Below are 24,684 nucleotides of genomic sequence, written 5' to 3' on the forward strand. Positions count from 1 at the left end.
ATTTTGTGTGCTCTCTTACACTTTAAAGACGATTTCCAACCTCAATTTCTGAATTTTTTGAGTTAGAGGCTATTTTTTTCCCCTAACTCAATCCCACTAGAAACTCATCCTCAACGAGGTTAATCCTTCCGTAATAAAGCTTTTAGCCGTTTCAAAGCGACTTCAACCTCCCCACGAGCCGGATAAAGTAACTGTTGACTCAAGGCACTGCGATAAACCTTCATTGCCCCCATAACATCCCCTAACCCCTCTAAAGCTCTGCCTAACCAGTAATCAGCTATAACGGGGTTGAACATCCTCAGTTCCTGACTTCGTACGCAAGCTTCTTCCCACCAGTGGTGACTCGCCCCATCATTCCCCAGTACCCGATAACTTTCTCCTAGCCACACCGCAGCCGAGACGAATTGCAGATATCCCCCATTTTCAGGTAAAAACTGCCATCCTTGCTGTAGTACCTCCACCGCTTCTTGGTGTTTATGGGCTAAGGCTAACACTCGGCCATGACGAAACCAAGCATCCGGTAACAGAGGCTGAAGTTGAGTTCCCTGGAAAGAAATACGACACCCCCTCTCAATCTCCTGAAAGTTTTGCACCAGCACCCGCCCTGCTGTCGCCCAAACACTCCAACGTTCAGGAAATCGCTCCAGCATTTCTTGCACGATTGAAGCAAGACTTTCCTTTCCTCCTGGGAGAGAAACTTGGGTAGAGGCAATCAAAATTTCACATAAGGCTCGATAGATTTCACAATCATTGGGATAGAGACGATAAGCTTTCAGTATCACTTTAGCTGCACTCTGATAATCCCCCCTGTGAAATAAACACAGCCCATAGTAATACCAACCACGAGGATTATTAGGGTGTTCTTCAGTAAACTCTGTTAACACCCTGACTCCTTGCTCCCAATCTCCTCGAAAAATGTGGTAATAAGCTAAGGATTTATGGACTTCGGCTCCATGAGGTGCCTGTCGTAAAGCAGAGCTAATCATCTTTTTAGTCTGCTTGCCCTCTTCACCAGATACCCATCTCATCGTGCAACGCCAATCCAACTGTCGTTGAAGTACCCGCAAATCATTAGGAGCTAGGACGATTAATTGATTCAGCCGTCGCTGGGCTTCCTGATAATTCCCCAGTTGGAGCAGTCCATCATAGCTATGAATTAAAGCCACAATATCATCTGGGTTGATGGACAAAATCATGTTAAAGGCTTGTAAAGCCCCCACAGGATTCTCTCTACCCATCTGCAATTGTCCGACAGCCAGCCAGGTAGCAGTGTTATCTGGTTCTAGGTTAGCCGCCGTTTCAAACGCAATGATGGCTTTTTCCGTATCACCTTGACAAACGGCAATCAATCCGCTAATGTTCTTACTTACAGCTTCATTTTCTGAGAAAACTAAGGCACTTTCATAAACCCTAATTGCCTCAGCTTTCTGTTGCATGAGTTCCAAAAGTTTCCCCAACTTCAACCACAGATTGATTAATTGGGGCTGTCGGTCAAGGACATGGCGATACTCTTCAATCGCCAGAGACCATTGACCCATCGCGTAGAACAAATTAGCTAATTCCAACCTTTTTTTCCAGCCAGAGGGATACTGCTGCACATACTGACTTAATGTTTTCAACTTCTGGTGTTGTCGGGTTGGTTTTTCTTCTAAGACTAGGTGAATATTCAACTCCACCCCAGAGGACTGGGTGAGTGATACCAAGCATGAGGCAGTGTTTCGAGACATATCGCACTTATTTGATAATTAAGGGAACGATCAAAGCCCTCCTTTTGTCGGGAGGGTGGGGTCATCTCTGAGTCAGTCCTGATCATTGCATTGGAGTCGAAACTCTCTACTTCGGTTATCTTTTTTTTGTCGGGTAACTTAAAAGGCAATAGAGAAGATTGTTCTAACCCAGACAAATACCTTGTCAATCGTTTTTGCACAATTCCTCGTGCCTGTGAAATCCGTTTGCAAAGGTTGTCGTAGGATATCCCTAGTTCTTGTGCTATGTCCTGATAGGATTTCTCCTCAATGAAGTATAGGACAAAGGGTTCCCGCAGTCTGGGTGGTAAATCCTCAATCACACGGTGAATGATTATTCCTAGTTCGCATTCCAAAGCCCAGCTTTCAGGACTATTGGAGGAGAAAACAAGCCCATCATCCCCTTTTTCAAATATTATTTCCAAGCTCTCAACCCGATTACCTAACATCTTGTATTCTCGATGTATATCCATACAGAGGTTATAGGTTAGTCGAGTCAACCAAGCTTTAAAGTTAGTAACGATATGACTCCCCTGTCTAATCTTCTCAATGGCTTTGAGCATCGCTTGGCTGAGTACCTCTTCGGCATCAATAGCATTACCTCTCATCCATTTCAGGCAGCAATGATAAAGATAATCTCGATACTGCCCCCATTGCTGCCAAAACAGTTTTTCTCTCTCTTTTGTGCCATCCGAAATTGTCTTTACAGCTTGGGCAATTACTAAGGGATGTAAAGTTTTATTACTATTCATGTTTTCAGTGCATGGGAGTTAACTTAATGGGTTCGTTATGTCATCCTCCTAAAGAATTATTCCACAAATAATTTAGGATTTCTATAGCCGTGTTGAAAATAGTTGGAAAAATTTACATCTATAATATAAAAGCCAGTAAAAATCAAGTCATTGTCATCCCACCAATCGACAAAACCGCTTCGATTCGGTCATAATTAGATCCGCGATTGATGGGACTTAAATATTTACTGTTATCTGGGTTTCAAGCAATAATATTGCCCGTTGCCAGTTAAGGAGTTAGACAGAGCACGACCAATTGACTGTGATGGCACTGGTGTTATCGCAGTAACACCCAGGCACGTCATTAAGAATGAAGATTAAAGTTTCACCCGCTTTGACAACTAGAGTCGTTTCTTGACCCACTTCTGCTACAACCGCACCGGTTTGCTTGTTCACCGCCAGCAGAGCAAAGGATGTATTGTTAGGATATTTCATCACATCCTGATATTTGAAGTCCTTAATTCCTGCTGATGTACACTCCGGCAAAAATTCCGCAACGCTAAATCGGCCTGATGGGGTAAATTTAAACGTGACATCCTGACTCTGCTCGTTAGTAAATTCTACCCCTGTCTCCAATTTGCAGGGAATTTCCAATTGGCCGTCTAAAATAATCGGTTTCACTGGGGTCGGGTTAACCACTGCCTGAATTTGCTCTGGACTGAGGGCGACATTATAAATAGATAAACCCTTGATACTGCCCATGAAATAATTCATGCCCGCATTTTGATAACCTCGGCAACCGAGATAGAGGGGACTATTAGTTTTGGTATTCCCAGTAGTCGTATCTGTATTGCTACCCTCTAATTTTCCATTAATATAGAGAGAGAGTTTCCCTTGATTATTTTCCTTGCTGCGGACAAACGCGACATGATGGAATTGCCCATCATTAACTTTGCTGGTTGACCGCACACTAGGATTATTGCTGCCATCATAGCGGGCTGCAACAATTATCCCAGAGCTATTCCCCGCTTTTTGATTTATGTAGCGAATCACATAAGGATATCCCCCAGAGCCACTGATCCACTTTTCAAGGACATCATTATCTCCATTTTTCGTGTCTTTTTGTTGACTTTCGGCTTTAACCCAAACGGCTATGGTGAAGTCCTGATCGGCGCTAAAGTTGATCGCGTCACTATTATTAACTTTTTCAAAGTCACTGATGCCATTAAAGCTGTAAACTTTGTCCTCTGAATTGTAAACAGGTATGGGAGCCATTTTTTATCCTCGTATCCACGTAATTGTTTTGGGTTAGTTTGAGTTCTAATCTATAAGAAGATCTCAGAAGGAAATTTCTGAAATTTTCGAGCTAGATGCGTTTTTTCTCAACAAATGCACCCCATCAAACAGGCACTTAAGATTAAAACTAAACTTTGCCCAATACCTTACCATATCTTCCATTGTCGAAGCAATACTCGCTCTACAAAAGTTTGCCAAACTTCAAGCATACATCTATTAATTCGGGTTATGGATGGGGCCATCTTAGGGTAAGTCTTGATGATTTCAATAATCATCTATTTCTGTTGTAACAATAATTGCCAATCTCGAATTAACTCCTTAGACCACATCCAATTTTGAGATAATTCATTAGGTTCAAATTTATTAGGTGCTTCACTCATCACTTTACTACTAAATTTAACCGCTTTACTCAACATAAACTCTTTTTCTTTACTAGGCAAAGTTTGAGCAAATCTCCACCAAACCAAGGAAATTCCCGCATAAGCATTTAACTTATCTTGTTGTTGAACTTGAGACTGGATATTATTAGCAGTTCCGGGTGTTATTTTTCCTGATAAAGTAGGTTCCTCAACCTCTAAAACTTGCATCCAAACTTGATAGGCATTTTCTAACTTTCCTTCGGTATAATAAGCAAAACCCAAGGCGTTTTTATACTTCATAGATTTAGGATTTTGTTGAACTGCTTTTGCCCAATGGCGTCGCACGTCATCAATTTTATATTCCGTACTTCCCCTTTGAATAGATTGCCAAGCTAACCGACCATGAAGAAAATTAACCATAGGATTATTCAAATCTTGAACCTGTACCGCAGCTAAGGCGGCTTTAGCTTTTTGTAATGCTCCTCTATCTAATAATTCTGTAGTTGCTTCTTCTGCCGATAATAGATTTCTCTGATAAAATTGTTCAACGGCAATTCCTAAAACATAATCAGTATTTGCTGTTTTTAAATCCGTAGCTTGAGGTTTATCAGTTCGTAGAGACGTGCCATGGCGCGTCTCTCCATGGCGCGTCTCTCCATGGCGCGTCTCTGCTAATTTTTTCGATTGTAAAGCCATATTTTGCCACCACAAAGCCCCAAAACCCAAGGGAATGAGCAAAAATGGTAAAACCCAGAATAATCGTTTTCCCTTAAACAAATTAACGGCACTTAAACCCGATAAAAAGTTTTTAGAATCAGAGTTTAAAGACTTATTTGTAATAGTTTTTGACGGTGAATTTAAAGATAAAGAAGGTATTTTTTCTGCTGCTAAATTTGGTATTGATTCGGTTTTTATGGGAGGATTTTCAACCTTTGATTTATTTAGAAAATCTCCAATAAAGTCAAGATTATCTGAATCATTGTCTAAATTATCTTCATAAACGATATCATCTAATAAATCTTCGATATTATCATCATTCATATTATCCAATTCGGATAATGATAGAGTTTCAGGGGTAGATTTTAGCTTCAAATCTTGTTCTGCTGGAGGAGAAGGTAAAGGTAAAAATTCCTGTTCTTCCAGAATCGAATTATTGGCGTGATTTGCGGTTAAATATCCATTAAATTGTCGATGTAAATATAAAATTGGCAATGCCCAATATAATTGATCGGAACCATAAGCAGAAATTAATCCTTGTCTGGCTCGACTTAAACTTAAATCAATCGGATAACCCTGATTTAGATTTCTATATAATAATCGCGTTAAGGTCAGTGCCACATCATCAGGAATGCGTTCTGCCATGGCTAACACCCCTGGAATACCGCGCTTAACGGCATATTCAGCTAAATTTAACTGGGCAGAATCATCGCTAACATTTGGTATATTTCCATAAGCTCCCCGACAGGAATTTAACACCACCATTTGCACGCCATTATTAACTAATAATCCGGCTAAATCATCGCCATTTAGGGTTTCTGTTAACCCGGTTCGACGACTAACTAAATATAATTCTCCCCCAGATACACCTAAATTACTATGTCCGGCATAATGAAATACTTGATATTCTCCTTGTTCCAGGGCTTGGGTGAGTTGTTCTCGGTCGGGTTGTTCTAAAATAGTTAGTTGAATATCGGGGGTTATGGGTTTCACAAAATTGCCGTTACTTCGTCTATTTTCCCGTCGCAATTCTTCTTGTAAATGCAACACTTCCCGCTTTAGTTGTAGGGTTTCTTGGTCGGTGGGGGCGGCAATAGCAATTAAAATTTTTAAGGGTTGATTGGGTTTTCTAACTTGGGTTTGGGGAATAGAATTCATCCCAGGTTGGTAACGAGAAAAAACCACATCGGTTCCCGTCGCTATTGGACGATCTGCGGCGTGTAATACTTCCCAAGGTAAACTCGATAATCGTTTGCCTTTTACGCCTAAGCGTAATTGTAATAATTCTTGACGATTTTGGGCGATCGCTTGGGCGCAAGTCCAACTATTGTGTAAAGTTCCTTGAAATAAGCCATGATAAAGCTGTTGACCCAATTCTACTAAACTTAATAGGGGCGGATCACTGGTGGATTGAGTTGCGATTGTTTGGCCAAAACCACGGGAACGACGAACTGTTTGGCCCTCCAATAGACCTAACAGGGGATCATTCATCAATTGACGAGCCTGGGCTAACCATTCGTCCACAGGCCATTTAACTTGTTCTTCGGCTAAAGGAACACCGGATGCGACTTTTTCGGTTCGCACCAAATATTCATTATCTCCAACCGGGGTAACGGAAATATGGAATTCCTGAGTCATAAAAATCTATGACGGAAATGTAACTATTTTGCTCCTGAGTCTAGGGTAACTAATATTAGGCAAATTTGCTTGCGGAAACCGGAAATTTCCTGTCCGTAGGGACTGATGAGGAGCTATAGTAATCCTAAACATTTATGAATCAATTCTACTTCATAGTAAGCCCTTCAGGGCTTAATCCATATTTGCTGGTAAATTTATCCTTGATAATTGGGATTTATGAATAAGCCCTGAAGGGCTTACTACAAATAGGCAATAATCAACATTAAAATTCAAGATTACTTTTTTTGTTGCCAGCGCATCCAAACATTGACACGATAAATTATAAGGGATATTCTGTGACACCGGAAAAACACCCCATCCTCATTTTCTACGAAGAGGCGATACAATTGGCTACAACGCACTATTTTAGAGGCGTGAAGCTATAACTAAGCTATAACTAAGCTAGAATATATGTTACCTCAAAAAAAAGCCATGACTGAAATTACCCTAGATGAAACTAAACTCAAAGAATTGCTCAAAACAGCTATTTTTGAGTTGGTGCAAGAAGAAAAAGAAGTATTTTCTGAACTTTTTGCCGAAGTTATACAAGACATCGGAATGGAAAATGCGATTAAAGAAGGCGAAAATACTGAAGTAGTCAGCCGCGAGGAAATTTTCAAAATTCTGCATAGAAAACCATGAATATTGAATTTAGAAAGAGTTTTGAAAAGGATTTAATCGAGATTCTTGATCCCAACTTATTGCCCAGAATTCAGGAAGTTATTGAACGGGTTGAGCAAGTAGAAAAATTGAGTGAAGTTAGCAATCTAAAAAAACTAAAAGGTGAGGCAGAATACTATCGCATTAGAGTTGGGGATTACCGAATCGGTATCAAATTTAATGATAGTGTCGTGTCTTTCATCAGGGTATTGCATCGGAAAGAGATTTACAGATACTTTCCCTAGATTCTGATAATTATCCAGGATTCAATCAATTAAGAAACCGGGTTTCTTGAAATTTAATCCTGATGGTAGGTGTAATTCATGAATTGCCCCCTAACACAAACTATTCAGGATTGCTATACTTATGAAGAAACTCTAAATGATGTGCGACCAGCTATTCTATTTCATATTGAGACTTTTGGAGAATCGTTGCTAGAATCTGAATCCTCAATCCTAATCCTCGAAGCTTTTGTCGCAGAGATAAGCGTATAATGGCAAGGTTTCCGGTTGACGCCCCCAAATCAAAAGTTATTAAGCGTAGTCAGACATTGCTGGGCTTAATCCATATTTGCTGGTAAATTTAGGAGATTAAATCATTATCTATGTTTCCTTTTATTCCTACATTTGTTTTAGCAGAAGTGATTACCATTCCCCCGCCAAATCTAGGGAAACGATATATTACTCAAGCGCAGGAAATTCGAGCTTTACCTGGACAATTGAATGAAATTCCGGTATTAAATAGTAATAGTCCCGAAGTGGTTAAGGGGGAAGGAATTTTATTGTCTACCTTTCCCCAAACAGCGAAAAAATTTCCGAATGCTCACCTAAATGTTCCTATCAGTGGAGAGTTTGAATTTTTTTCCCATCATATTGCTCGTCCGATTAATAAACAACAAACCCTATATCAAGGAGTATTAGTTTATAACCCCAGTCCTCAACCCGTTACCCTGAATATTCTGCAAGGGATTAGTTATGTTACCTCACCGGACGCGCCTTTTGTGGAACTACCACCTTTGGTGGAAGACCCCCAAGGTCGGGTATTTTCTGGGCCAGGGTCACGGATGGCGGGGGATATTTTACGGGGAAGAAATCAACTCAGCTTTCCTGAACAAATCATAATTCCGCCCCAACAAACCCAGATGTTGTTTAGTTTACCCATCCCAACGGCCAGCGCCCGTTCGACCCTACTCCGATTACAAAGTAATAGCCCTGTATACCTAGCGAATTTAGTGCGGTTTAACTCCCCAATGAATTCTCCGATGATTCCCAATATTCCCCGCTTACCTTTATCTCCGTTTTTCCCCCCACAAATCCCAGCTTTAGCCCAATGGTGGGATTTTTTAAATACGGGAAAACTAGCCGAACCCAGAGATGTGATCCCAACCTTCGGGGATAATGTCTACACGGGAGAAAAGGTTTATGGTCGTGTGGCGGGGGTGTCTGTGGGTTCCCAATGGACGGGAACAGTAGTAGACCGTCCGGGGATGAATTATTTAACCATTCCCGATCGAGGTTCGGCTTTTTCTTATCCTTTAAGTACGGTATCGACGGCAACTTTAGGAACCCAACAGGTTCAAAGCGCACCCTTATTAGCTCGTTATCCTGATACAGCCCTTCGCGCCCATGGCAATTATGGGGTGCGTTATAGTCTCATTTTACCCTTATATAATTCTACCCGACAATCCCAAACCGTGAGTTTATCAATTCAAACTCCATTTAAACAAAATGTGGCATCTAATCGGTTAACCTTTATTGAACCCCCCCAGGGACAAATATTTTTTCGCGGGACGGTGCGACTGAGTTATGTTGATGATTTTGGACAAAACCAACAGCGTTATTTTCACCTAGTCCAACGTCAGGGACAACAGGGGGAAGGGTTAGTTAGCTTAAATTTACCTGCGGGGGGTTCTCGTGCTGTGGGAGTGGAGTTGATTTATCCCCCCGATGCGACTCCGCCCCAAGTATTAACGGTAAAAACTTTAGACTAAGAGTGGAAACTGACCTTAATTAGCTCTAAAATTAAGCACTATAATTAAGTTTAATAGTCTAGTTTCTAGGGATGTTTCATGTTTTAGAATGATCGCCTCGTTTTGGGCTATATAGTAATGGACATGGTTATGAGGACAAAATATAGCCATGTCCGGCGGGTAAGCGGAGAGAGAGTCTATGTCCTGAGCACTCTTGGCAACTACTTATATCCCCATTGATAGGATTATAAAGAAGACTGTAAATTATGACTAAATTCAAGAAAGTTAAACGTTTTTTTTTGTTAGGGTTGATATCATTTTTAATAGTAATTTTAAGATTATCTCAAGTTGATGCTCAAGAGGTTTCCATCTCTGAATTTAGAGAAAATTTAGTGGCTCAAGAAGTTGCTGAACAGTCTTTTGAGGAGATAATTAAAGGCAGTAAAAAATTAGAAGGTTTATTTACAATTTATCAAAATAAAGAATCGGGAAAGGTTTATTTAGAATTAACATCTGAACAGTTAAATCAAGATTTTCTGTGTTTTGTGACATTGGAATCTGGTATCGGAGAAGCCGGAATTTTCAGTGGATATGCTCTTAGAGATATTCTCTTTCAATTTCGTCATCTACAGAATAAAATTCAATTTGTTGTTCCTAATATTAATTTTCGTACTCAAGAAAATGATCCTCAAATTGATTCTATCAATCGTTCCTTTAGTGAATCTGTTTTAAAAACTTTACCTATTTTAAGTATTAATCCTGATACAAAAACTATATTAATTGAAATTGGGGATTTATTCAATGGGGAAAGTGATTTACCCGGGTTAATGATCCAATTCTCAGATTTTTTAACAACTAACTATGCGATTGATCCGAGTAAATCCTATATTTCTGAAATTCAAACCTTTCCAGAAAATGTCGAAATTGAATCCATATTTGGATTTTCTCTTTCACAATATGCAGATGAACAATATATTCCATCCTTACCCGATAACCGCACCTTTAATTTAAAAGTTCGTTATAGTTTATTAGCAGTTCCTTATGGTAATAATTATGTTCCTCGGTTAGCAGATGAACGAGTTGGGTATTTTACAACCACCTATAAAGATTTATCAAAACGGGATGAAAGATCAACAGCCGTTCGTTATATTAATCGCTGGAATTTGGAAAAACAAGACCCCAATGCTGATTTTTCTCCCCCGGTTAAACCGATTACATTTTGGATTGAAAATACCGTCCCTTTAGAATATCGGGAGACAATTCGAGAGGGAATTTTATTCTGGAATAAAGCCTTTGAACAAGCCGGATTTATAAATGCGATTCAAGTCGAACAAATGCCCGACAATGCCCCTTGGAACCCCGCAGATGTTCGTTATAATACCATTCGCTGGTCTACTTCCTTTGATGTTGACTTTAGTGGTTATGGCCCCTCCCATACTAACCCCCTAACCGGGGAAATTTTAGATGCAGATATTATTATAGAAAGTAATGCTATCCGAAGTTTATCTGATGAAATAGATGTATTTTCAGGAGAAAATTTATCAACGATATGGACAGAAAATTATCCGCCCAATTCACGATTAAAGACAGAAAATCAACTTTGTCCGACAGGATTATCCGCCTATTCTATTGCCAATCAATCTGAAGCTCAAAAAAATAAAAAAGCCCTAGCTAATTTTACCCATGAATCCTGCTTTCATCGAGGTTCTAAGCAACAATTCAATGTAGGAACAATGGCTTTATCTCTCTTGGGAAATGTGATGCCCAATAGCCCGAAAATGGAACTCTATATCAAGCAATATTTACGTCTTTTAATTGCCCATGAAGTCGGACATACCTTGGGATTAAGACATAATTTTCAGGGGAGTACCCTGCTATCTCCAGAGGAATTAAATAATACTGAAATTACCCAAAAAAAAGGATTAGTGAGTTCAGTTATGGATTATGTTCCAGTTAATTTAGCCCCCCAAGGAACAATCCAGGGAGATTATTTTTCTACCCGAATTGGGCCCTATGATCAATGGGCAATTGAATATGGTTATCAACCCATTGCTAGTACAACTCCACAGGGAGAATGGCAAAGGTTACAAGAGATTGCAAAACGATCAATTCAACCGGAATTAGCTTATGCAACAGATGAGGATTTGAGATTTTTTCTTGACCCAGCAATTAATCGTGACGATTTAAGTAATAATATGTTGCAATATTCTCAATGGCAATTTGATAATGCAATTGAGATGTGGAAACGGTTAGAAAAATATACCCCAAGTCGGGGAGAAGGTTATGATAAAATTCGGAAAATGTTTAATACAATTGTTAACTATTATTTTATTCAAGCTAATCATTTAACTCTTTATATTGGCGGACAATCTTTTACTCGAACCCGGGCTGGAGATGGAAATAATCGTCTACCTTTGGAACCGATTTCGATTGAAAAACAAAGAAATGTGTTAAAACTCTTGGAAACCTATATTTTTAACGATAAAGCATTTAATTTTTCTCCTGATTTATTAAACAAATTAGCTCCGTCTCGTTGGTCAGATTGGGCAAATCCCGATCAAAATAGTCAGTTAGATTATCCTATTACTAGCTTAATTAGTCTTATTCATCGTTATGTTTTACAAGATTTATTTAATCCTATAAGGTTATTTAGGTTGCGAGATTTAGAATTAAAAACAACGGCGAATAATGCTTTAACCATACCCGAATTATTTGAAACTATTCAGAATGGCATCTGGACGGAAATTTTAGCTAATAATGGAGAAATTGAAATTTCCAGTCTACGGCGTTCTTTACAACGGCAACATTTAGACATTTTAAGCAATATGGTATTGCGAAAAATCTCAATTCCTGAAGATGCAGAAACCGTAGCTTGGTATCAGCTTAAACAGTTAAATAATCAGTTAGAAACAACCTTAAAACGAAGCAAGAATAAAATGAATGCTTACACCTTAGCCCATTTAGAACAAACTCAGAATCGGATTCAAAAAATATTGGAATCACAGGTAGAATCTTATTAAATTTATATTGAATTAAAAGGTAATCCAGTGTCAGAAAATACAACCTCAAATCAGCCTCTATCTATTCCTGAACTCCAAAGTCTAGGACATACTTATTTAGGTCAACAACAGTTTTTAAAAGCCATCTCGGTTTATGAACAATGTATTTTGGAGTCTCCTGATATTGTTGCTAATTATTGGTATTTGGGATTATCTTGGTTATTACAGGGAGATGTATTACAGGCGCAAACAATATGGTTTTCTGCTTTTGCTGAATCTAATTTAGAAACAACTGAAATTACTGAATTTGTCAATTTTTTAAAAGGTAAAGCAAGAGAATATTTATCCTCCCAATCTTTTGAATTTGCCCAACTAATTTATGAAGCAATTTTAGAATGGTGTGAAACCGATCTTGAGGTTTATGATAATCTAGGTCATACTATTGCACTTCAAGGAGATTTAGAAGCAGCTATTAGGATTTGGCAAAAAGGGATTGAGTTAGAACCCAATTCTATTCAAATGTATCTTAATCAAGCAAATATTTTTCAAAAATTAGAACAATTTGAAGCCGCAATTCAATGTTATCAAGAAGTTGTTAAATATTCCCCAGATTATTTAATTTATTACCAATTAGGATTATGTTTAACTCAGATTAAACAATGGGAATCTGCGATTAATGCCTTTGAAAATGCAATTCAACTTCAGCCAAACTATGCACCCGCTTATAGTGATTTAGGAATGAGTTTAATAATTTCGGGGTTATTTGAAAAAGGAATTAGTTTTCTTAAACAAGGAATCCAGAAACAGCCTCAATTTTATCAGGATTTAACTGGGAATAAAACTCTATCAACTCGTAATATAAATTCCTTAGTAATTAATTTTTTAAGACTGTTATTATCTCCCTCAATACCCCCAATAGAGTTATATATTGGCTTGAGCAAAATGTTATCTAATTTCTATCCAGATCCAGCCTTGATTTTACTTCAAAAAGCTCAGGATATCGCCCCCAATAACTTTCTAGTTTATTTAAAATATGGAGATATATTTTATAATTATAAACAGGATTATGTAGAAGCATTTCAGTGTTATTTAGCGGCTAATTTATCGGATTTTTTATCTGTAATAGATAATACTATTTCCTGGGAAGAAAAACAAGCTCGTTATCATTTGGCATTGGGAAAATGTCGATTAAAATTAAACTGTTATCAACAGGCGATCGCTAATTTTAAAACGGTTATTGATTTTAATTATAATCTAGTTGAGGCTTATTATGGTTTAGGTCAGGCTTTATTTCATACTGGAGAAATTGATCAAGCTATTGATAGTTTAAAACAATGTTTAAAATTTGATTCTGAATCAGCTTTATATTCAGGATATTTGGGATTTTTATTAATTTATAATAACCAGATTGAAGCCGGATTATTTTATTTTAAAAAAGCCATAATTTATGAATCTTCTGTTGCGAATTGGATTGATAGTTTATTAAACAATTTATCAGAATTAGGGAAATTAAATACTTCTGTTGATCTCTCAGAAATCAAACCAATTAACCCTCCAATTCAATTTGATCAATCAACGGAAGATTGGCTAAAATCTAATCCTTCAACTCCAGACAATTATCAACAAATTTATCCCGAAACTATTGTTAATCTAAAACCCCCAAAATCCTTGGATAATTCTATCCATTTTAGTTTTAGATTTGGTCAACAGATGGAACTTCCTGCTGCTTTTGTGCTTAAAATTCCTCAAGGGCGATTTTGGTTAAGTTCTGATCAAAATCAATCGGCTATTTTAACCCGAGAACAACATTTTTTAGGGGATCTTTCCCCAGAATTTCCTTTATTAAGTCCGGGTCATCCTGACAAAAATCCCAGTCAGCATTCTATTTTATCTATTAATAAATTACCTCCAATTTATTTTATCAATGGGACTGTGGCTATTTTAGCTGGACTTTCAAATTCAGTTTATTTTCATTGGATGTTAGATGTATTACCTCGAATTGAATTATTGAAAAAAAGCAGTATTAATTGGCATGAAATTGATTACTTTATTGTTGACAATCGTTTATCTTTTCAAAAAGAGACTTTAGAGAAATTACAAATTCCCCAAAATAAACAAATTAATATTAATGAATTCCATCATCTCCAAGCCCAAGATTTAATTGTGCCTTCTTTCCCTGGTTGTGCGGCTTGGATGGCCCCATGGACTTGTGATTTTTTAAAGCAACATTTTTTGCATCCTGATGCTGTTGCAAATTCCCCTAATATTAAACGAATTTATATTACTAGAAATGCCGCAAAAAGCCGTCGGATTTTAAATGAGAATGAATTATTAAGGGTTTTACAACCCTGGGGATTCCACTCTATTAAATTAGAATCAATGTCTGTGATCGAACAAGCTGCGTTATTTTCCCAGGCTGAAATAATTATTGCACCTCATGGGAGTGGGTTAACCAATCTTATCTTTTGTCAACCCAACACCAAAGTAATCGAGTTATTTTCCCCAAATTATGTCTATCATTGCTATTGGTGGATTAGTAATTTAGTCGAATTAGATTACTATTATTATATTGGAGAAACCTTCCCAGGTTACTATCTCCACCGTTTAGTTTATCCTCAACCTTTTTCCGAAGATATTTTAGTTAATATTCAAGAATTTTTAAATCTGCTGGTACTAAGTAGTTACACAAAATAAATTACCTAGTTGAGAAAGGGAACATCCCCCCAAACCCCCCGTGTACGGGGGGCTAGGGGTGGAGGGAACAGGGTGGAGGATGTGTAATTAATTTTGTTTAGGTACTTATTGGGAATGGGTTAAAATTACCGATAAATTAATATCTAAAAACCAGCAATCGCAAGCTAATCTTAAATTAAACAAAAATTTTGCCGGATCAAGGACGATCAACGGTAAAAATTAGAAATTAACTCAATTCTATAATCGGGAAATATCTCTGGCTGACTCTGACAGGGTAAACGTGCTACCTTAATCCCAGAGTCCACCAGAAAAATAATCTCGCTGTCGCAAAAGGAATAGACATGGTAACACTGATTGAAAATCCCTTGCGGGTGGGACTGCAACAAGATCGAATTCCCGAACCCCAGATTTTAGTAATTTTTGGTGCATCGGGAGACTTAACCCAACGGAAATTAGTCCCAGCCCTCTACCAGATGAAATTAGAGCGCAAACTTCCGCCAGAAATAACCATTGTCGGGGTTGCTCGTCGGGAATGGAGCCACGACTTTTTCCGCGAACACCTGCGGGAAGGGGTGGAAGCATTTGGGGGCGGTTTATATTCCCAAGCCCTTTGGGACGACTTCGCCCAAGGGATTTTTTACTGTTCGGGGAATATGGATGAACCCGAAAGTTACCAAAAACTCAAAGCCTTTTTAGGGGAAATTGATGAACTGCGCCACACCAGGGGAAACCGAGTCTTTTATTTATCCGTAGCCCCGCGTTTTTTTGCCGAAGCTATTGAACAATTGGGTGGAGCCGGAATGCTCCCCGACCCGAAAAAACAGCGTTTAGTCATCGAAAAACCCTTTGGTCGAGATTTAGGTTCGGCCCAAATTCTCAACCGGGTGGTGCGTCAAGTCTGTTCCGAAGAACAGGTCTATCGGATTGACCATTATTTGGGGAAAGAAACCGTCCAAAACTTGATGGTGTTTCGTTTTGGCAATGCGATTTTTGAGCCGATGTGGAACCGTCAATTTGTCGATCACGTCCAAATTACCGTGGCGGAAACCGTGGGTTTAGAAGGACGGGCGGGCTATTATGAAACCTCCGGGGCACTGCGGGATATGGTGCAAAACCACCTGATGCAGTTATTTTCCCTAACGGCGATGGAACCCCCCAACTCCCTCGATGCCGATAGCATTCGTAACGAAAAAGTTAAGGTGGTACAAGCAACCCACCTAGCAGATACTAATTTTTTAGAATATTCTGCGGTACGGGGACAATATACCCCCGGTTGGATGAATGGCCTACAGGTTCCGGGTTATCGTTCCGAAGACGGAGCCGCCCTGGAGTCCATCACCCCAACCTATGCCGCGTTAAAATTTTATATTGATAACTGGCGCTGGAAAGGCGTCCCGTTCTATTTGCGAACTGGAAAACGAATGCCGAAAAAGGTAACGGAAATTGCCATTCAATTTAAGGAAGTGCCGTTTTTAATGTTCCAGTCGGCGGCAAAACAGGCTAACCCGAACGTTTTGGTCTTGAGAATTCAACCAAATGAAGGAATTTCCATGCGCTTTGAGGTGAAAACCCCCGGAAATTCTCTGCGGACTCGTTCCGTTGATATGGATTTTCGCTATGATACGGCTTTTGGTAAAGCGAATACAGATGCCTATGCCCGTTTATTGGTTGACTGTATGTTAGGAGATCAAACCCTATTTACACGGGGGGATGAAGTCGAAGCCTCTTGGCAAGCCCTCACCCCGGTTTTAGAAGTTTGGGATGCCCCAGCCCCAGCCGAGTCTATCCCGCTCTATGAAGCCGGAACTTGGGGGCCAGTGGAATCAGAACTTCTGCTCAACCGGGATGGCCGTCGTTGGAGAAGACTTTAATCAGTTAACAGTTATCAGTTAACAGTTATCAGTGCAAGAGTTATCAGTGTAAGAGTTAAGAATTTGATCAACTGTTTCTTAATCACTTCTTTTCTTTACTGATAACTAATGACTAATAACTGATGACTAATAACTGATCACTAATAACTGATGACTAATAACTGATAACTGTTAACTGATAACTGATAACTGATTATGACTACACCACTTGTTGCATTACAAAAACCCAAGGATATTTCCCTCAGTCAAATTGAAGCTGAGTTAAGTAGTATTTGGCTAAGTCAGAATATTGGAAGTAGTAAAACCACCGCCATTGCTACCCGGGCGGCTACCTTTAGTATGGTGGTTTATGAACCCGAAGAATTTCAACAATTGTTAGGAGCTTTAGGGTTTTATCTCGGCAATATTGATGGGATTCATGGAACATCAACCCGGGATGCGATTAAAGAAGCCCAGAGAATTTATGATTTGCCGATTAACGGGCGAGTTGACCCCGATACCTTGCTAAAATTACGCCAAGAATTTGCCAAACTTCCCCCCGCAGATCAAATTATTCCGAATCTGGATGGACGGGGATTTAGTATTAGTGAAACCATTGCCGCTCAAAATCCCTGTCGGATTATTACCCTGTGTCCAATTGTAGGAGAGGATACCGGAGTCACAGCCCAGGTTTCTGCCTACTGCCCGATTCAGAAAAAAAGTGAAGAAGGGTTAGTCTGTTGTGAATATATTACCCTCAGAGGCACAAAAGCAGCCTTAGAACGGGTGGGAAGTGTGGTTTCCTCCCTGATGATTCCCGATTTACCTAAGTTTGTTTGGTGGAAAGCCACACCTAACCCAGAGCAGGAATTGTTTAAACAATTAGCGGGTTGTTGTAATTGTGTGATTGTGGATTCCTCTTATTTTAGTGATCCAGAATCAGAATTGTTAAAAATGAACGATTTGATTGAACAGGAAACCTATATTGCTGACTTGAATTGGCATCGACTTTCCCCTTGGCAAGAATTAACTGCCTCTGCCTTTGACCCCCCAGAACGTAGAGCTTCCTTGGTCGAAATTGATAATATCACCATTGACTATGAAAAAGGCAATGCGGCTCAAGCCCTAATGTTTTTGGGGTGGTTTGCGAGTCGTTTGGAATGGAAACCTGTTTCTTTTGTAGCTAAAGGTGGGGATTATGATTTAAAACTTATGGAGTTTATCGGGCCGAATGATAAAAAAATTATGGCCGAACTCGCGGCAATTCCCACGGCGGATTATGGTGAAATTCCAGGAGATTTAGTGGGGTTACGGTTAACTTCTAGTAATCCTAACGCCAACTGCTGCACAATTTTATGTTCGGAAACCACCGGATGTATGCGGATGGAAGCCGGAGGAAGTGCCCAATCTTGTCGGACTGAACAAGTGATCGCCGCCACGGATCAAAAAGCGGAATCCCTTATGGCTCAACAGTTACAGCGTTGGGGACGGGATGTTCTCTATGAGGAAAGTCTGGATCTAACGGCTCAAATTCTGAAGTTACAATAAGTTCAGATTCAAGTAAGAATAGCCCCCTTTGTTGCACCCCATGATGGGGTGTTTTTTGTTGAGTCCGCCATTAGTTGTGATGGGTGTCATTGTCAAATCATGATCAGTCAACGTAAAATATAATCTAAATAGTTCCATATAAGTTTAGATACTCAACAGGTTGGGGGTATTGTGTCTTTTGTTTCCTTTTGGGAGGCATTGAAAATAAATTCATTGATCAACGGCTACGAATATTTATAATTAAGTTGAGTTGAGATAGTAATTTGCTTTCTGCTGGAACAATTTCGATTGATCCATAAATCATAATCCCATTTAATATGCACTCCAACTCATTCAAAGAAACCACCATACTAATTGTCGATGATAGCCCAACAAACCTTAATTTATTATCAGGTTTTATTAATAATTGTGGCTGGAGAATTTTAATCGCAAACCATAGTAATCAAGCTATTCAAGTTGCGGAAACTGAACAACCTGATTTGATTTTATTAGATGTGGTCATGCCCGAAACCGATGGGTTTGAAACCTGCAAACACCTGAAAAGTCATGCTTCAACCCATGATATTCCGATCATTTTTATGACCGCAGTGATGGATAATTTAGAAAAGGTCAAAGGCTTATCAATTGGGGCTGTGGATTATATTACTAAACCGTTTCAAGCTGAAGAAGTGATTGCTAGAATTAAAATTCATTTAAAAATTAGTTCTTTAACACAACAATTATTAGAAAAAAATCAAGAATTAGAACAACGGGTTTTAGAAAGAACAGCCGAATTATCCCAAGTATTAGAAGATTTAAAACAGTCTAAAATGCAATTAGTACAAAGTGAAAAAATGTCAACTTTAGGGCATTTGATTGCTGGAGTAGCCCATGAAATTAATAATCCGATTAACTTTATTGCGGGTAATTTGAATCATGCTAATATTTATATTAAGGATTTAATTCAGCATTTAAAACTGTATCAAAGTTATTATCCTAATGCCGATCCTTCTATTCTTGCCTATGCTGAATCCATTGATTTAGACTATTTAATCGAAGATTTACCTAAATTGATTTCTTCTATGAAATTAGGCACAGATCGAATTTCTAATATTAGTACCAGTTTACGCACTTTTTCTCGGAGCGATATTAAGGCTCAAGTTCCTTTTAATATTCATGAAGGGTTAGAAAGTACCCTATTAATCCTGAAACATTTATTACAAGCAACCGATCACCGTCCTGATATTAAGGTGATTAAAAAGTATGGTCAAATGCCTTTAGTTGACTGCTATCCGGGGCAATTAAATCAGGTGTTTATGAATTTAATTAATAATGCTATTGATGCCTTAAATGAATCTAGCGCCACTAAATCCTATCAAGAATTACTGCAACATCCGAATCAAATTATAATTTCAACCTATCTGGTTTCTAATAGTCGTGCTGTTGCTGTTTCAGTTAGGGATAATGGGACGGGAATGTCTGAAGATACTAAAAAATGTGCCTTTGATTATTTATTTACCACTAAACCTGTAGGAAAAGGCACGGGACTGGGACTATCCATTAGTCGAAAGATTATTGAAGATACCCACAAAGGGCGATTATTGTGTCGTTCTCAGTTAGGAAAAGGATCGGAATTTATTATCGAGATTCCGATTTGTAGAGAATTAGAAATCATTAATTAGTAATCAGTATAGAGACGCGCCATGGTGAGTCTCTACTATCAGACCCAACATAGGAATTAAATCCAAAAATAATGACTGATACAAAATATAAATTTCAACTCAAATTATCTAGTTTTACTTTGGGAATGATCTCAATATTTATTGGGTCTATTCTTTTAAGATTTTGGGGTTTAGGCCGATTTAATAGTTTGGTTTTTGATGAAGTTTATTTTGCTCAATTTGCTAATAATTATTTAACTGAAACTCCTTTTTTTAATTCCCATCCCCCCCTAAGTCAATATTTAATTGCCATTGGAATTTGGCTCGGATCTAAACTACCCTTCGGACAAGAAACCATTAATAATTTAACGGGTTCGACCCTATCTACTTGGAGTTATCGGTGGTTTAATGCTTTATTTGGTTCGTTTATTCCCTTAATTGTAGGTGCGATCGCCTATCAACTAACTCAACGTCGCAGTTATACTTTAATTGCTACCTTTTTAATGGCAACAGATGGATTATTTCTAGTAGAATCTCGCTATGCTCTGAGTAATATTTATATTGTATTTTTTGGATTATTAGGACAACTATTTTTTTTAAAGGCTTTACATAAAAAAGGGATTAACCATTGGTTTTGGATGGGTTTAGCCGGAATTGGATTAGGAGCAGCAGCCCTAACTAAATGGAATGGATTAGGATTTTTATTGGGGATTTATTTAATATTAATAGTCTCAGGATTGATTCAATATTGTACCAAAAATTCAAAAAAAATAATCCCAGAAACATCTTTTAAATCTCCCTTACAAAATCTAAATCAACTCACCACAATTATTATTCTAGTCACCTTAATTATCATTCCTATTCTGGTTTATTGGATCGGTTGGCTTCCCCATTTACAACAAAATCCAGATCCGCCCTTTTGGGGTCTTCAAGCTAAAATTTGGGCTTATCATCATAACTTAGGAGATGGTACAAAAGTTCATCCCTACTGTTCTAAATGGTACAGTTGGATTCTGATGTTACGACCAATTGCCTATTTTTATCAGAAAGTTGATACTACCACTCCCCTTGATCCAACTTTACCTTTAAGTTATCCCGATCAACTTCCCATTATTTATTCAGTTCATGCGATGGGAAATCCCTTTTTATGGTGGTTATCGACCTTAGCAAGTTTATTATTATGTTTTCTGTTAATTCAACGAGTTTGGATGGCTTTATCTGTTAGATTTCCCTATTTAAAACCTAGATTATCCCTAGAATTTCCGCCGACACCGGAACTGTGGTTGGCTCTATTTTTAAGTTTGAATTGGTTAGCAAATTTATTACCCTGGGTGAGAGTTACTCGCTGTTTATTTATTTATCACTATATGACCGGATTTGTGTTTAGCTGTATGGCTTTAGCTTGGTGGGTAGAACGATGGTTATATAGTCATAATAAACAATTTCGGTGGCTAGGATTTCTGATCATATTCCTGGTTTTATTTGGTTTTTTGTATTGGATGCCCTTATATTTGGGACTGCCTTTATCCCCTCTACAATGGCAACTGCGGATGTGGTTTCGATCTTGGATTTAGCTTCTGGGACTGATCCCAATTTAGAATAAAAGGTGAGATTCATCACATTAATTGGTAATAATGATCACAAATAATCTTGATAGATATTGCGGAAATCTCAAGCTAGATCGTGAATACTTGTAATAGGTTCTAAAAAATATAATTTTATGAATAACAATAACTCTGATTCCAAAGAATACCCCGTACCAGAATCCCAAGAAAAACAATTAGATGCGATCGCTAAACTAGCAGTTTTAAGTTTAACCTGGTCTTTAGCGGGTCTATCCCCAAAAAATAGATCCAGTGCCAACCCCAAAATAGCCACCCCAAATATCCATATTAACTTGTCTGGACTCAAAGATGGGGTTTTTCCCTCTTAGTTGCCCATTTTTTCGATAATCTGGGGCAAGGACATATTAAACTAAATTGTGAATTGGTTAATACCCCAAGGAGAACACCGGACGTGGCAATCGAAATTGGTCAAAGAGTCAAGATTCGTCGAGTTATAGAGCGAGTCCCTGCCGATATTATCGCTCAACTCAAGCAAAATCCTTTTGGAACTGTCAAAGGCTTCAAAATGGTAGATGGGAGTGGAGTCGGTTTTATTGTCCAACTCGATAATAAAGCAGCAACTTGGTTCTTTGAAGATGAACTAGAAGTTTCTCGTTAATATTCCCATACGGCGGGGGACGGGAAATGTTAAGGGGATGATCTGCAAGTTTGGCTTCGGGCTATTATGGATCATCCTCTTGATTTTTGGAAATTGTCAAAATGTCATTCGCTTCTATAGCAATCCTATTTAAGTTGTAATATTTTTTGAAATTTAATCCTTGTGGTAGGGGCAATTCATGAATTGCCCCTACCACAACCTATTGAGGATTGCTATATATATGACTATTATCGGAATCGGGTAAATAATCAATGTTTAGTGTTTCTTCAATAGAAAATGGACAATTTTCAGGAAAAAAAGAACGGGGTAAACCTGTTTCTGCGGCTGCTAATTTTTTAGCACCTTGATAACATTGTATAAAAATATTTTCTAAAAATGGCTTGAGACTGGGACTGTTTTCGAGTGCATCTTCAATCCTTTGACGATGCTCAATGATTGTATATTGCCAACTATTAGAACGTTTTTCTGGCTGAAATCTATATTTCAGTAAGTGCATTAATAAAATCCTCAGATTACTTTTTAAGGCATTTTTATCATTTTTTCCCATACTGTCTAATTCTTCAATTAAATTTTGACAATCTAATTCTTCAAAATGTTTGCTTTCTAGCAATTGAATCGTTTGCTGTACCCATAAATGGAAATCTTGTTCATAAAGTTGGTTGAGTTTGAGTGATAATTCAGAGTTCATCAAATTAGCTCCTTGATGAGTTGAAAATATACCGGATTGCCGTATACCTATTCTAATTGATTTGTTGTAGGATCAAGTTTCCATAAACGAGATTAGGAAAATCATAAATGGCCTTAACATTAACATTTTTGGGCAAGGGGGGTACGGGTCGGACAACACTGGCGATCGCAGCCGCTCAACAATTGGCCGCCAGTGGGAAGCGGGTATTATTAGTCGGACAAGATGGTAGTCCCGCCTGGAATATCCTACTAGAAACGGAAGTGGGGTGTGATCCAACGGAAATCGCCACCCATTTAAAAGCCGTACAATTGAAAAGTGCAGTTTTACTCGAACGCAGTTGGGAAGAAGTAAAAAAGCTGGAAAACCAATATGTTCGTACCCCGTTTTTTAGGAATGTTTATGGTCAGGAATTGGGAGTTTTACCCGGGATGGATAGTGCCCTGGCCCTCAACGCGATTCGCCAATATGATGCCAGTGGCGAATATGATGTAATTGTTTATGATGGGTTAGCCAGTCAAGATACCCTGAGAATGTTAGGAATGCCAGAGATTTTAAGCTGGTATTTACGCCGTTTTCGGAATGTATTTATGGAGTCGGATTTGGGAAAAACCCTTTCTCCTTTTGTACAACCGATTGCCAGTAGTGTTCTGAATATTGATATTTCTGGGGATACTTTTGCCCAACCAACTCAAGACATGAATAATATCTTGGAGCAAGGGAAAACGGCGGTATCCGATCCTCAGCGAGTGGCGGCTTATTTAGTTAGTACCCAAGATGAAGTGGCGATCGCCACAGCTAGATATTTATGGGGAAGTGCCCAACAGGTGGGACTCACCGTGGGCGGGATGCTATTAAACCAAACATCCCTAACAGAAGCAATTACAGAGGCATTTGATCCCTTAAAAGTCAGTGTAATTCCCCCACGTTCGGGTCAAAGTTGGCAACCTCTGATCGAGTCTTTACCTGATTTTACCCAGGCTGGGTTAGCGCCAAAACCAATTAGTATTGATGTGGCACAACGCAAGGTTAGCCTGTTTCTGCCCAGTTTTGATAAAAAACAAGTCAAGCTAACCCAATACGGCCCAGAAGTCACGATAGAAGCCGGAGATCAACGGCGGAATATCTTCCTTCCCCCAGCCTTAACCGGAAAACCCGTAACTGGAGCCAAGTTTCAAAACGGTTATTTAACGATTAGCTTTTAATCAGTTATCAGTCATCAGTTAACAGTTATCAGTTAACAGTTATCAGTTATCAGTCATCAGTCATCAGTGCGATAGTTAATCGTTAACTATTAATTTATTCATCGAAAAACAAACCACTATCACCAATTACCTATTCGTAATTCGTAATTCGTAATTCGTAATTCGTAATTCGTAGTTCGTAATTTCCCATTACCCATTACCCATTACCTTAAATTATTAATAGGGTTCAGAGGAAGAAGAACGGGGTGAAGGTTCTACTTGAGAATCTATAGTTTGATTATTTAAGTTTAATTTTTCATTAATTGTCAGGGATATTCCCAGGAACAAAAGACTGCTAATAATCGCTAAAAGTGGTAATCCTTTCGTTAAGCTTAAATCTCGTAGAATTCGTGCAAGGGGATGACTTTGGCGTCGGAGCATTTGGGCAACGGCACACTGTTGGAGGCAAAAGGGATCTCGCACATAATGACCACTGTGACTCAGGACAAAATTGGTATGGCAGTGAGGGCAAGTAAAGAGTCCACCTAACATTCCAATTGAGGGCAAAATGCTAGTATGATGGCAAATTGGGCAGGTAACAGAATGGGTGTTAAAGGTATCTGCGTTCATAATAACTGGACTCAAACGTAGAAAATTAAAGGTTTGTGGAAGCTTGGGCACATGGCAACAGCTTGGACAGTGAGTTA

General features: G+C 38.6%; 18 protein-coding genes. 12 read left to right on the top strand and 6 right to left on the bottom strand.

Features of this window, described 5'->3' with window-relative positions; translation table 11 throughout:
• Positions 1 to 119: 119 nt before the first annotated feature.
• From NMG86_RS04455 to NMG86_RS04470, 4 genes are all read right to left on the bottom strand, one after another.
• Entirely contained in the window at positions 120 to 1,727 is a 1,608-nt protein-coding gene (locus NMG86_RS04455; RefSeq protein ID WP_071783072.1) for a tetratricopeptide repeat protein, read from the bottom strand.
• Entirely contained in the window at positions 1,667 to 2,497 is an 831-nt protein-coding gene (locus tag NMG86_RS04460; protein ID WP_043938843.1) for an RNA polymerase sigma factor, read from the bottom strand. The genes NMG86_RS04455 and NMG86_RS04460 overlap by 61 nt, the downstream gene beginning before the upstream one ends.
• A gap of 276 nt (positions 2,498 to 2,773) precedes the next feature.
• The gene (locus NMG86_RS04465; protein ID WP_026788843.1) at positions 2,774 to 3,751 is read right to left on the bottom strand and encodes a LamG domain-containing protein; all 978 of its coding nucleotides are present in this window, start codon (positions 3,749 to 3,751) and stop codon (positions 2,774 to 2,776) included.
• Positions 3,752 to 4,047: 296 nt separating this feature from the next.
• The gene (locus NMG86_RS04470) at positions 4,048 to 6,486 is read right to left on the bottom strand and encodes a CHAT domain-containing protein (protein ID WP_026797101.1); all 2,439 of its coding nucleotides are present in this window, start codon (positions 6,484 to 6,486) and stop codon (positions 4,048 to 4,050) included.
• 450 nt (positions 6,487 to 6,936) lie between these two features.
• Here NMG86_RS04470 and NMG86_RS04475 point away from each other — a divergent pair, with 450 nt between their 5' ends.
• The 11 genes from NMG86_RS04475 (at position 6,937) to petP (ending at position 22,108) form a co-directional block, all read left to right on the top strand.
• Positions 6,937 to 7,167: a hypothetical protein gene (locus tag NMG86_RS04475; RefSeq protein ID WP_227350388.1), complete on the top strand. Its 231-nt coding sequence runs from the start codon at positions 6,937 to 6,939 to the stop codon at positions 7,165 to 7,167.
• Positions 7,164 to 7,430, top strand: coding sequence for a type II toxin-antitoxin system RelE family toxin (locus NMG86_RS04480; RefSeq protein ID WP_026788846.1), 267 nt, complete (start codon positions 7,164 to 7,166; stop codon positions 7,428 to 7,430). The genes NMG86_RS04475 and NMG86_RS04480 overlap by 4 nt, the downstream gene beginning before the upstream one ends.
• A 359-nt stretch (positions 7,431 to 7,789) precedes the next feature.
• On the top strand, positions 7,790 to 9,175 hold the full coding sequence (locus NMG86_RS04485; RefSeq protein WP_026797102.1) for a DUF3370 domain-containing protein: 1,386 nt from the start codon (positions 7,790 to 7,792) through the stop codon (positions 9,173 to 9,175).
• Between the two features lie 245 nt (positions 9,176 to 9,420).
• The gene (locus tag NMG86_RS04490) at positions 9,421 to 12,174 is read left to right on the top strand and encodes a zinc-dependent metalloprotease (protein WP_043939657.1); all 2,754 of its coding nucleotides are present in this window, start codon (positions 9,421 to 9,423) and stop codon (positions 12,172 to 12,174) included.
• Between the two features lie 27 nt (positions 12,175 to 12,201).
• A complete protein-coding gene (locus NMG86_RS04495; RefSeq protein WP_052338631.1) occupies positions 12,202 to 14,847 on the top strand; it encodes a tetratricopeptide repeat protein in 2,646 nt (881 codons plus the stop codon).
• Between the two features lie 341 nt (positions 14,848 to 15,188).
• Entirely contained in the window at positions 15,189 to 16,718 is a 1,530-nt protein-coding gene (gene zwf, locus NMG86_RS04500; RefSeq protein WP_026797104.1) for a glucose-6-phosphate dehydrogenase, read from the top strand.
• Between the two features lie 195 nt (positions 16,719 to 16,913).
• On the top strand, positions 16,914 to 18,245 hold the full coding sequence (opcA, locus tag NMG86_RS04505) for a glucose-6-phosphate dehydrogenase assembly protein OpcA (protein ID WP_026788849.1): 1,332 nt from the start codon (positions 16,914 to 16,916) through the stop codon (positions 18,243 to 18,245).
• A gap of 317 nt (positions 18,246 to 18,562) precedes the next feature.
• Entirely contained in the window at positions 18,563 to 19,906 is a 1,344-nt protein-coding gene (locus NMG86_RS04510; protein ID WP_026797105.1) for a hybrid sensor histidine kinase/response regulator, read from the top strand.
• A 71-nt stretch (positions 19,907 to 19,977) separates the two neighbouring features.
• A complete protein-coding gene (locus NMG86_RS04515; RefSeq protein WP_026797106.1) occupies positions 19,978 to 21,459 on the top strand; it encodes a dolichyl-phosphate-mannose--protein mannosyltransferase in 1,482 nt (493 codons plus the stop codon).
• 146 nt (positions 21,460 to 21,605) lie between these two features.
• A complete protein-coding gene (locus NMG86_RS04520; RefSeq protein WP_026794544.1) occupies positions 21,606 to 21,818 on the top strand; it encodes a hypothetical protein in 213 nt (70 codons plus the stop codon).
• 83 nt (positions 21,819 to 21,901) lie between these two features.
• Entirely contained in the window at positions 21,902 to 22,108 is a 207-nt protein-coding gene (petP, locus tag NMG86_RS04525) for a cytochrome b6f subunit PetP (RefSeq protein WP_026788853.1), read from the top strand.
• A gap of 199 nt (positions 22,109 to 22,307) precedes the next feature.
• On the opposite strand, the gene NMG86_RS04530 is transcribed toward petP, so the two are convergent.
• A complete protein-coding gene (locus NMG86_RS04530) occupies positions 22,308 to 22,796 on the bottom strand; it encodes a DUF29 domain-containing protein (protein WP_026788854.1) in 489 nt (162 codons plus the stop codon).
• Positions 22,797 to 22,903: 107 nt separating this feature from the next.
• Between NMG86_RS04530 and NMG86_RS04535 the strand changes: the two genes are divergently transcribed.
• Complete coding sequence (locus tag NMG86_RS04535) at positions 22,904 to 23,998, top strand: Get3/ArsA fold putative tail anchor-mediating ATPase NosAFP (protein WP_026797107.1); 1,095 nt, start codon at positions 22,904 to 22,906, stop codon at positions 23,996 to 23,998.
• 216 nt (positions 23,999 to 24,214) lie between these two features.
• Here NMG86_RS04535 and NMG86_RS04540 read toward each other — a convergent pair whose 3' ends face one another.
• Positions 24,215 to 24,607, bottom strand: coding sequence for a hypothetical protein (locus NMG86_RS04540; RefSeq protein ID WP_026788856.1), 393 nt, complete (start codon positions 24,605 to 24,607; stop codon positions 24,215 to 24,217).
• Positions 24,608 to 24,684 lie beyond the last annotated feature (77 nt).

The sequence above is a fragment of the Planktothrix rubescens CCAP 1459/22 genome, from assembly GCA_904830895.1.
GTDB lineage: Bacteria > Cyanobacteriota > Cyanobacteriia > Cyanobacteriales > Microcoleaceae > Planktothrix > Planktothrix agardhii.